10 protein-coding genes and 1 pseudogene are annotated in these 10,335 nt (G+C 72.3%); 9 read left to right on the top strand and 2 right to left on the bottom strand.

Annotation, left to right across the window (positions count from 1 at the left end; genetic code table 11):
* Positions 1–23: 23 nt before the first annotated feature.
* From ASF38_RS18670 to ASF38_RS03105, 8 genes and pseudogenes are all read left to right on the top strand, one after another.
* Positions 24–723: pseudogene (locus ASF38_RS18670) on the top strand (hemolysin family protein); the annotation flags it as partial.
* An 11-nt stretch (positions 724–734) separates the two neighbouring features.
* Positions 735–1,280 carry a transporter associated domain-containing protein gene (locus tag ASF38_RS18665; RefSeq protein WP_369815159.1) on the top strand — a complete coding sequence of 182 codons (546 nt, stop codon included), beginning with the start codon at positions 735–737 and terminating at the stop codon, positions 1,278–1,280.
* On the top strand, positions 1,277–2,686 hold the full coding sequence (locus tag ASF38_RS03130; protein ID WP_055963467.1) for an FAD-binding oxidoreductase: 1,410 nt from the start codon (positions 1,277–1,279) through the stop codon (positions 2,684–2,686). Before ASF38_RS18665 ends, ASF38_RS03130 begins: the two co-directional genes overlap by 4 nt.
* Before the next feature lie 40 nt (positions 2,687–2,726).
* Positions 2,727–3,476, top strand: a complete 750-nt coding sequence (locus ASF38_RS03125) for a glycoside hydrolase family 16 protein (RefSeq protein ID WP_200914382.1) — start codon at positions 2,727–2,729, stop codon at positions 3,474–3,476.
* A gap of 76 nt (positions 3,477–3,552) precedes the next feature.
* Positions 3,553–4,836: a glycosyltransferase family 4 protein gene (locus tag ASF38_RS03120; protein ID WP_055963473.1), complete on the top strand. Its 1,284-nt coding sequence runs from the start codon at positions 3,553–3,555 to the stop codon at positions 4,834–4,836.
* A gap of 1 nt (position 4,837) precedes the next feature.
* Positions 4,838–5,557: a bifunctional 2-polyprenyl-6-hydroxyphenol methylase/3-demethylubiquinol 3-O-methyltransferase UbiG gene (locus tag ASF38_RS03115; protein ID WP_055963476.1), complete on the top strand. Its 720-nt coding sequence runs from the start codon at positions 4,838–4,840 to the stop codon at positions 5,555–5,557.
* A gap of 7 nt (positions 5,558–5,564) precedes the next feature.
* Positions 5,565–6,647 carry a prenyltransferase gene (locus ASF38_RS03110; RefSeq protein WP_056573563.1) on the top strand — a complete coding sequence of 361 codons (1,083 nt, stop codon included), beginning with the start codon at positions 5,565–5,567 and terminating at the stop codon, positions 6,645–6,647.
* Positions 6,644–7,270, top strand: a complete 627-nt coding sequence (locus ASF38_RS03105; protein ID WP_056573560.1) for a class I SAM-dependent methyltransferase — start codon at positions 6,644–6,646, stop codon at positions 7,268–7,270. Before ASF38_RS03110 ends, ASF38_RS03105 begins: the two co-directional genes overlap by 4 nt.
* Before the next feature lie 33 nt (positions 7,271–7,303).
* On the opposite strand, the gene ASF38_RS03100 is transcribed toward ASF38_RS03105, so the two are convergent.
* On the bottom strand, positions 7,304–9,022 hold the full coding sequence (locus ASF38_RS03100; RefSeq protein WP_056573557.1) for an ATP-dependent endonuclease: 1,719 nt from the start codon (positions 9,020–9,022) through the stop codon (positions 7,304–7,306).
* A gap of 129 nt (positions 9,023–9,151) precedes the next feature.
* On the opposite strand from ASF38_RS03100, the gene ASF38_RS03095 reads away from it, so the two are divergent.
* Positions 9,152–9,937 (top strand): TSUP family transporter, encoded by a 786-nt coding sequence (locus ASF38_RS03095; RefSeq protein ID WP_056573553.1) that lies wholly within the window; start codon positions 9,152–9,154, stop codon positions 9,935–9,937.
* A 129-nt stretch (positions 9,938–10,066) separates the two neighbouring features.
* On the opposite strand, the gene ykgO is transcribed toward ASF38_RS03095, so the two are convergent.
* The gene (gene ykgO, locus ASF38_RS03090) at positions 10,067–10,189 is read right to left on the bottom strand and encodes a type B 50S ribosomal protein L36 (protein WP_023645249.1); all 123 of its coding nucleotides are present in this window, start codon (positions 10,187–10,189) and stop codon (positions 10,067–10,069) included.
* Positions 10,190–10,335 lie beyond the last annotated feature (146 nt).

The following is a 10,335-nucleotide window of genomic DNA, read 5'->3' as shown; positions in this document are numbered from 1 at the left end:
CCCTGCTCAACCTCGGCCTCGTGATGGTCTTCGTGCTCGTCGGCGGGGTGTTCGCGGCCACGGAGCTGGCCCTCGTCTCGTTGCGCGAGAGCCAGCTGAACCAGCTGGAGAAGACCGGTTCACGCGGGTCGAAGGTCGCCACGCTCGCGCGCGACCCGAACACGTTCCTCGCGGCCGTGCAGATCGGCGTCACGGTGGCCGGCTTCCTGTCCGCCGCCTACGGCGCGTCGACCCTCGCGCCCGACGTGGCGCCGACCTTCGAGGCGCTGGGCCTGTCCGAGAGCGCCGCATCGAGCGTCGCGCTCGTCGCGATGACGCTGCTCATCGCCTACCTGTCGCTCGTCTTCGGCGAGCTCGTGCCCAAGCGCTTCGCCCTGCAGAAGTCGGCGCCCATCGCGCTGGCCGTCGCGCCGCCGCTCGCCCGGTTCGCCACCCTCATGCGACCGGTCATCTGGCTGCTGTCGAAGTCGACCAACATGGTCGTCCGTCTGCTCGGCGGCAACCCCCACGCCGCGGGCGAGGAGATGAGCGAGGACGAGCTGCGTGACCTCGTCGGCGCCCACGAGAGCCTCGAGGACGACGAGCGGCAGATCCTGCAGGACGTGTTCACCGCCACCGACCGCACGCTGCGCGAGGTGATGCGGCCGCGCGGAGCCGTCGACTTCCTGGACGGCGGCATGAGTCTGGCCGAGGCCGCCGGCGAGGCGCTCGCCATGCCGCACTNCCTGCTGGCCGTGCCCGAGGGTGCCGGCACCGGGTCCGTCGCCGACATCGTGCGCGAGATCCCCGTGCTGCCCAGCACCAACCGGATCCTCCCGGCCATGGCGCAGATGCGCAGCGAGGGCGTGCACATCGCGCTCGTGGTCGACGAGTACGGCGGGACCGACGGCATCGTCACGCTCGAGGACATCATCGAGGAGCTGGTGGGCGAGATCCGCGACGAGTACGACCTCGCCGAGGTGGCCGAGCTGCTGCACTCCTCCGACGGCGACGACATCGACGCCGCCATGCACCTCGACGACTTCGTGGAGCTGACGGGCCTGGAGCTCCCCGACGCCCACTACTCGACCGTCGCCGGTCTCGTGCTCGACCGCCTCGGCCACATCCCGGTCGAGGGCGAGGTCGTGGACCTCGACGGCTACCGGCTGACGGTCACCGCGGTGGAGGGGCGTCGCATCATGCGGCTCCACCTCGTCACGGTCACGCCGGGCGCGCCCGGCCAGGACACGGCGGCGTCGAGCGAGCTGGAACCTGCCGAGGGGTCGTCCGAGCGCCCATGAGCCGGCACAGCACGGTCTTCGAGCGGCAGCCTCCCCGCGAGGCGGCCATCGATGCCGCGCTGCGACCGAGCCGGCTGAGCTCCTACTGGCTCGAGGACGCCCCCGGAGCCGGCCACCCGCAGCTCACGGCGTCGACCACGGCCGACCTCGTCGTCGTCGGCGGGGGCTACTGCGGCCTCTGGACCGCGGTGCTGGCGAAGCGCCGCGACCCTGGTCGACGCGTGGTGCTGCTCGAGGCCGAGACCATCGGCTGGGCGGCGTCGGGACGCAACGGCGGCTTCGTGGAGGCGAGCCTGACCCACGGCGAGGTCAACGGGCGGGCCCGGTGGCCCGACGAGTACGACACCCTCCACCGCCTCGGTCGCGAGAACCTCGACGCCCTGGAGCGTGACGTCCACGACCTCGGTCTCGACGTGCAGCTGGAGCGCACGGGCACCCTGTCCGTCGCCTACGAGCCGCACCAGGTGCGCTGGCTCGAGGAGGACGAGAGCGGCGACTGGCTCGACGAGTCCGCCGTGCAGGCCGAGATCCACAGCCCGATCTACCGTGCGGGCCGCTGGGAGCGTGACGAGACCGCCCTCGTCCACCCGGCCCGGCTCGCGCACGAGCTCGCCCGCGTGGCGGCCGACCTCGGGGTGGAGATCTTCGAGCACTCCCGCGTGACGGGCCTGTCCTCCGGCCGCACGGGCGGGGTGCGGGTGCGGACCGAGCGCGCCGTGGTCCGCGCCGGCGCCGTGGCCCTCGCGACGAACGTGTTCCGCCCACTCCTGCGGCGCACGCGCCTGTCCACCGTGCCGGTGTACGACTACGTCCTCATGACGGAGCCGCTCGACGCCGCGCAGAAGGCGTCGATCGGCTGGGACCGTCGCCAGGGCGTCGCCGACCTGGCGCACCAGTTCCACTACTCGCGGCTCAGCGCCGACGACCGGATCCTCTACGGCGGCTACGACGCGATCCATCGGCGGCAGGTGAGCCCCGAGCACGAGGACCGCGACGCCTCCTACCGCCGGCTCGCGTCGCACTTCCTCACCACCTACCCGCAGCTCGAGGGCGTCGCGTTCACCCATCGATGGGCGGGCGCGATCGACACGTCCACCCGCTTCTGCGCCTTCCACGGCCTCGCCCGCCGCGGTCGCGTGGCCTACGCCTCCGGCTTCACGGGCCTCGGTGTCGGTGCCACCCGGTTCGCCGCGGAGGTCATGCTCGACCACCTCGCCGGTGACGACACCGAGCGCACCCGGCTCGCGATGGTGCGACGCCCGGCCGTGCCCTTCCCGCCCGAGCCGCTGGCCACGATCGGCATCGAGGCCACCCGCTGGTCGCTCGATCGCGCCGACCACGACGAGGGTCGCCGCAACCTGCTGCTGCGCACCCTCGACCGGCTCGGCCTCGGCTTCGACTCCTGAGTCGTCCGCGGTGTCGGTGCCGCGTGCGAGGATGCCGATCGTGGAGCGGTTCGAGGAACGTTTCGACGGGTTGGACCTCCAGCGGTGGGTCCCCGCCTACCTGCCCGCCTGGAGCTCCCGTGAGGACGCACGTGCCACGTGGGAGGTCGGTGACGACGGACTGCGGTTGTCGCTTCCCCCCGAGCATCCCCGGTGGTGCCCCGACCTGCACGAGCCACCGTTGCGGGTCTCGGCCGTGCAGAGCGGCAGCTGGTCCGGTCCGGTGGGGTCGACACGTGGGCAGCAGCCGTTCCGCCCCGGTCTGACCGTGCGCGAGGAGCAGCCCCGGGTCGCGGGCTTCGTGCCGTTGCACGGCCGCATCGAGGTCGAGTGCCGAGCCACGGTCGGCGCAGGGTCGATGTTCTCGGCGTGGACGATCGGCATGGAGGACGAGCCCCGGCGCTGCGGTGAGATCTGCCTGGTCGAGGTCTTCGGCGACACGCGCGCCACCACGCCCGACGGCACGGTGACCCTCGAGGTCGGACGGGGGGTCCATCCCTTCCGCGACCCCGACCTGGTCGAGGAGTTCGCGGCCCCACGTCGGAGCCTCGACGTGAGTGCGTGGCACACCTATGCCGTGGACTGGACCGAGCACGGGATCACCTGGTTCCTCGACGGCGAGCAGGTGGCTGCGTCCGACCAGTCGCCGAGCTACCCGATGCTGCTCGTCCTCGCGGTCTTCGACTTCCCCGACCGCACGACGGGTGACCACGTGCCGCTGCTCGAGGTGCGTCGGGTCACCGGCCGCTGAGGCGCCGGAGCGCGACTCGGATACCGTTGGTCTCTCAACGGTCGCTGTCGGTGCGACGTCACAGGAAGGTGGTCACGTGCGCGTCGCCCTGTTGTCGTACCGCAGCAAGCAGCACGTGGGTGGCCAGGGCGTCTACGTCGAGCACCTCAGCCGGGGTCTCGTCGAGGCCGGCCACGACGTCGAGGTCATCTCCGGTCAGCCCTACCCCGAGGGTCTCGACCCGAGGGTGCGACTGACGAGGCTGCCGAGTCTCGGCATCTACGACGAGCCCGACCCCTTCAAGCCCCCGGCGCCCTGGACGCTGCGCAGCGTTCCCGACGTCGTCGAGTGGCTGCTCAGCGTCACCGGCGCCTTCGGCGAGCCGCTCTCGTTCACGTTGCGCGCCGACCGTCACCTCAAGGACCGGCTCGACGACTTCGACGTGGTCCACGACAACCAGAGCCTCGGCTGGGGGCTGCTCGCCCTGCGCCGACGGCTCCCGCTCGTCGTCACGATCCACCACCCGATCAGCCGCGACCGCATCGTCGAGCTCGAGGCTGCCCGTGGGTGGCGCAAGCTCTCGGTCGCTCGGTGGTACTCGTTCGTGGGCATGCAGGCCCGCGTCGCCCGGCGGCTGCCGTTCGTCGTGGGCGTCTCCACGGTGGCCACCGACGACACCGTCACCGACTTCGGCATCGACCCGGCCCGCATCCGCGTGGTGCCGCTCGGCGTCGACACCGACACCTTCGGTCCCGTTCGCCGCCGACAGCCCGGCACCCCCGCCGCGACCGAGTCCCGCGTGCCCGGCCGCATCGTGGCGGTCGCCAGCGCCGACAAGCCGCTCAAGGGCGTCGCCCACCTCCTCGACGCACTCGCCAAGGTGCGGGTCGAGCACCCCGACGTCGAGCTGCAGCTCGTCTCGAGCGTCGAGCCCGGCGGCGCCACGGACCGCCGCATCGACGCGCTCGACCTGCGCGACTGCGTGACCACCCACAGCGGCCTGGAGTCCGAGCAGATCGCCGAGCTCCTGCGCTCGGCCGAGATCATGTGCGTCCCCTCGCTCTACGAGGGCTTCTCCCTGCCGACGGTCGAGGCGCTCGCGAGCGGCACCGCGGTCGTCGCGAGCCGCGCCGGCGCCATCCCCGAGGTCGTGGGCGACGCCGAGGGCGGCGAGCCGTGCGCGGTGCTCGTCGAGCCGGGCGACGCCGAGCAGCTGGCCGCCGCCGTCTCCTCCCTGCTCGACGACCCCGACCGCCGCGCGGCCCTGGGCGCCGCCGGCCGTGCCCGTGCGCTCGAGCGCTACAGCTGGACCTCGGTGGCCAAGGCCACCGCCGACGTCTACGACGAGGCGATCCGCAGGTTCGCCGGCAAGGAGCAGTGACGTGCTGACCGTCGACTTCGACCGCCTCCGGGTGGGCGCCCGCACCCGATTCATCGACGTCGGTGCCGGCGCCGGCCGGCACAGCTACGAGGCCCTGCGCCGCGGTGCCGACGTGACCGCGTTCGACCTCGACGAGGTCGAGCTCAAGGGCGTCGACGAGATGTTCGAGGCGATGCGGGTCGAGGGGCAGGTGCCCAGGACCGGGCGTGGTGCCGTGCAGGCCGGGACCATCCTCGACATGCCCTACGCCGACGCCTCCTTCGACGTCGTGCTCGCCTCGGAGATCCTCGAGCACGTGCCCGAGGACGAGCAGGCCATCAGCGAGCTCGTGCGCATCCTGGCGCCCGGCGGGACGCTGGCCGTGACCGTCCCGCGCTTCTGGCCCGAGAAGGTGTGCTGGATGCTGTCGGACGAGTACCACGCCAACGAGGGCGGGCACATCCGCATCTACAAGGCCAGCGAGCTCGACGCGAAGCTGCGTGCCGAGGGCCTGGTGCACACCCACACCCACCACGCGCACGGCCTGCACGCGCCGTACTGGTGGATCAAGTGCGCCGTGGGCGTGGAGCGCGACCAGCACCCGGCCGTGCGCGCCTACCACCAGCTGCTCGTGTGGGACATGATGAAGGCGCCCCGCACCACCCGCGTGGCCGAGAAGCTCCTCGACCCGGTCCTGGGCAAGAGCGTGGCGCTGTACTACACCAAGCCGCTCGCGGCCTGAGGTCGCCGTGACCCCCGCCGTCACCGGATCGCCGGCCGTCCTCGCGCTCCCCGGCGTGCTCGACGCTGCCCAGGTGCAGGCCACGGCCGACACGATCGCGGACGTGCAGACCCGAGACGGGGCGATCCCGTGGGAGGCCGACGGGCACCTCGACCCGTGGGACCACCTCCAGGCCGCCATGGGGCTCGCCGTCGCCGGGCGCCGCGACGAGGCCGAGGCCGCCTACGCCTGGAGCCGCTCGCAGCAGCGACCCGACGGCACGTGGGCCACCAAGTACTCCGGGGGCGAGGTGGTCGAGCCCGCCACCGACGCCAACTTCACCGCCTACGTGGCCACCGCGGTCTGGCACCACTGGCGGCTGACCGGCGACCGGGCCTTCGTCAGCTCCATGTGGCCGTCGGTGCAGGGTGCGCTCGACGCCGTGCTCGTCCTGCAGGACGACGCGGGTCCGGTCCGCTGGTCGCGCGGCGCCGACGGGTGCGTGGCCGACGAGGCCCTCGTCACCGGGAACGCCAGCATCCACCTCAGCCTGCGGTGCGGCGTCGCGCTGGCCGACGTCGTGGGCGAGCGGGTGCCGCACTGGGAGGACGCGGCGGTGCGGCTGCGCCACGCCCTGGACCACCACCCGGACCGGTTCGCCGACAAGGCCCGGTTCTCGATGGACTGGTACTACCCCGTGCTGGGCGGGGCGCTGCCACGCGCCGTCGCCCTGGCCCGCCTGGAGCGGCGCTGGGACGACTTCGTGGTGCCCGGCTTCGGTGCGCGGTGCGTGGACGACAGCCCCTGGGTCACCGGGGGCGAGACGTGCGAGCTCGTCCTGGCGCTCGACGCGGTGGGCCGTGGCGCCGACGCCCGGGCGCTCCTCGCCGACATCCAGGTCCTGCGCCGCGAGGACGCCACGTACTGGACCGGCTACGTCTATCCCGACGAGACCTACTGGCCGATCGAGCAGACCACCTGGACGGCGGGCACCGTGCTCCTCGCCGTCGACGCCCTGACCCGGACCACGCCCGCCAACGGGCTGTTCCGCGGGGAGGGCCTGCCCCTCCTGGCCGCCGACGAGGAGTGCGACCAGCCGTGCGTGGCATGAGTGCACCGCCGCTGCCCGAGGCGCTGCAGGCGGTGGCCGACGAGGTGCGCGGCTTCCTTCCGGCGGACGAGGCCGACGCCCTGCGGGCCGCGGCCGCCGCCCACCTGCGCTCGGGCGGGGTGGCGGTCGAGATCGGCAGCTACTGCGGCAAGTCCGCGGTGCACCTCGGCCACGTCGCACGCGAGCGCGGCGCGCGGCTCGTGACGATCGACCACCACCGCGGCTCGGAGGAGCAGCAGGTCGGCTGGGAGTACCACGACGAGACCCTCGTCGGCACCGACGGCCGGATGGACACCCTGCCGTTCCTGCGCGAGACCCTCGCGCGCGCCGGCCTGGAGGACGTCGTCGACGTGGTGGTGGCGCGCTCGCCCGACGTCGCGTCGTGGTGGGGCCGCGAGCTCGACCTCGTGTTCGTCGACGGCGGGCACACCGACGAGCACGCCCAGGGCGACTACGAGGGCTGGGCCCGGTGGGTGCGCCCCGGGGGTGCGCTCGTCATCCACGACGTCTTCCCCGACCCCGCCGACGGCGGGCAGGCGCCCTACCGCATCTACCTGCGCGCCCTCGACGACGGCTTCACCGAGGTCGGCCACACCGGCTCGCTGCGCGTCCTCCGTCGCTGACGAGCCACTCCTGGTCGACCAGGGAGAGGGCGGTCAGAGCAGGGCGTTGAGCCGGTCGATGAGCTGCTGGAACCGCTTCTTCGTCTCGGCGTCGACCGAGGCGAGCGCCTGCGACCGGTTGCGCAGCAGGTGGCCGGCGGGCTGGAAGCGGTCGTAGGCGCCGCCGACGACCGTCTCGGCCTGGTGCACGATGCGTCGGCGAGGCGGCTTGCGCAGGAACCGCTTGCCGGTGATCTTGCGGTGCGAGACCTTCGGTCCGCCGGACTCCTCCAGGAGTGCCACGTACCACCGGGAGTCGAAGAGGTCCTCGAGGTCGGCGTCGAGGGTGCCGGTGATGTCGGTGAGCGGGACGATGTGGTCGGCCGAGATCGCCCCTCGGTTCACCAGCTCCTCGACGGCGCCCCGCGCGCCGGCCGGACCGTCCATGAGCACCGTGGCCGAGACGGCCGTGGTGCCGAGCAGCGCCAGGATCGTCGGGATGCCGGAGGCACCACCGACGGGCGTCAGGTTCCAGCGCGGGTCGAGCGCGCGTCCGCCCTCGGAACGGAGCAGGTCACCCATGACCGTCAGGTACGTGATGTCCGACGGTGACGAGACGAGCAGCTGGTGCGGCCCGCTGACCAGCTTGCGCGTGAGGTCCGCACCGAGCGCCGCCAGCAGGGGCACCGTGGTCTCGGACCCTGCCCGCCACAGGTCGGAGCTGATCTTGCTGCCCTCGTCGCCGACGTTCTCGAGCACGCGGCAGCGGCTCAGGCGACCGGAGTCGATGAGGTACGGCGAGTGGGTGGAGTAGACGACCTGGTGGAAGGGGCCGAGGTGCTCCTTGATGTAGCGCAGCAGGTCGGCCTGGGCGTTCGCGTGCAGGTTCATGCCGGGCTCGTCGAGCAGGATGACCCGACGGTCCTGGTCGGCGAACTCCGAGAACGCCGCGAGGAAGGAGAAGAACCAGATGAAGCCCTTGGAGCGCTCCGCAACGTTGAGGCTCATCCGCTGGCGGTCGTCGCGCACGCGGATGTGCAGCCACGGGTCGGGCGAGGAGATGCCCATCGTCTCCAGGTCGAGCTCGATCGACAGCTCGCGGTTCTGGCTCCAGTACTCCAGCAGCTGGTCCGACAGGCGTGCGGCGGCGGCCTCGAGCGCGGCCTTGCGGACCTCGTAGTCGTCCTCGTCGAACGAGGCGTCGGCCACGCCGGCCAGTCTCAGCAGCGCCAGCGCGGTGCGCTCGGACGGGTAGAGGTCGGCCGAGTCCATCTCCTGCAGACGCCGGATGGACACGCTGCCAGGGAGCACGTTGTGGTCGTCGAAGTATTGGAAGCCCGGCAGCATCGCGGTCAGCCGGGCGATGGCCTCGGGCGACGCCTCGAGCGGGGTGCCCTCCTCGTCGGACGCCCAGTGCAGCTCGCCGTCGCCGTACGAGCGGCTCACGAACAGCGGGGTCGTCGGCAGCAGGGCGCCGGCGCGCTCCAGGACCTGGCGGTCGTCGTAGTCGAGCTCGATCTCGAGGGTGACGGGGCGGACCTGGTCGATGACCTCGCGGTCGCGCCCGAGGTCGCGTCGGGGGTAGTCGCGTCGCGCGGTGAACGCGGTGACGTGACCGCTGGGCAGCGGGTTGGCCCGGTACAGCGCCTGCAGCATGGCCGTCTTGCCCGACTCGTTCTTGCCGACGATGGTCGTGATGCCCTCGTCGAGCGCCAGGCGTCCGGAGTCGTGGACCGACATGACCTTGCGGACGCGCGCAGCGATCAGTCGCATGGGGCCTACTTCCGTGGAGGGGCTCTGGCGGGACTCAGGCTACTGGTCCCGACGGTGAGGAGTGCGCTGGTCGTTCCTCATGACGTCGCCGCCTCGTGGCCGGGTCCGGCCGGTGCGTAGCCTGACCGGGTGGAGGAGCTCACCGGGGGAGTGCTGCTGTTCCTCGGCGTGGCCGCGTTCCTCGCCGGATGGATCGACGCCGTCGTGGGGGGTGGCGGGCTGGTCCAGCTGCCCGCCCTCATGGTGGCCTTCCCGCAGGCGGCGCCGGTCCAGCTGCTGGCCACGAACAAGATCGGCTCGATCGCCGGCACGACGACGTCGAGCATCACCTACCTGCGACGCGTGCGGCTCGACCTGCGCACGGCCGCGCCCCTGGCGGGTGCGGCGTTCATCGGCTCGTTGCTGGGTGCGGTCGTGGCCTCGTGGATCCCGCGCGCGGCCTTCAACCCGGCGATCCTCGTGGTCCTGGTCGTCGTCGGTGCCTTCACGGTGCTGCGACCCGACCTCGGCCAGGTGGCGGCCATCCGCTTCACCGGTCGGCGCCACTACGGGGCGGCCATGCTGGTGGGTGCGTCCATCGGCTTCTACGACGGCGCCCTCGGGCCGGGGACCGGCTCGTTCCTCGTCTTCGCGCTCGTGGGGGTGCTCGGCTACGGGTTCCTGGAGGCCAGCGGCAAGGCGAAGCTGGCCAACTTCGCGACCAACCTGGCCGCCCTGGTCGTGTTCGTCCCGCAGGGTGCGGTCATCTGGAAGGTCGCCGCGGTGCTGATGGTCTGCAACGTGGCCGGCGGCTACCTCGGCGCCCGCCTCGCCGTGGCGCGGGGCAACCGGTTCATCCGCATCGTGTTCATCGTCGTGGTGTCGGCGTTCGTCGTGCGCATCGGCTGGGACACCTGGCAGCAGCTCGTCGGCTGACCTCCGGCCCACCGGCCCCACGATTCCCATCACCTGATGGGAATCGCGAACCCACCACGGTCCTGCCCCACTCACCATGGCGTGCGCGCCATGGTGAGTGGCAGGGAACCGTGGTGGGTCCGGAGGTCGTCAGCCCTGACGGGCCTTCAGGCGCGGGTTCTGCTTGTTGATCACGTAGGTGCGCCCGCGTCGGCGCACGACCTGCGAGCCGGGCTGGTTCTTGAGCGAGCGCAGGGAGTTGCGGACCTTCATGGTTCCTCCTGTGGGTGGGACGGGTTCGGGCCCCTCGACAGGCTCGGGGGCGGTGGTTCAGAGACGGTCGACGTCGACCAGGCCGCGGTGCACGGCCCTGACGAGCCGGCGCGGCACCCGCACCGTGCGGCCCTCGACGGTGACGG

This window comes from Aeromicrobium sp. Leaf272 (assembly GCF_001422865.1).
In the GTDB taxonomy this organism is placed as follows: Bacteria; Actinomycetota; Actinomycetes; order Propionibacteriales; family Nocardioidaceae; genus Aeromicrobium.
This window is presented reverse-complemented; position numbering and strand designations above follow the sequence as displayed.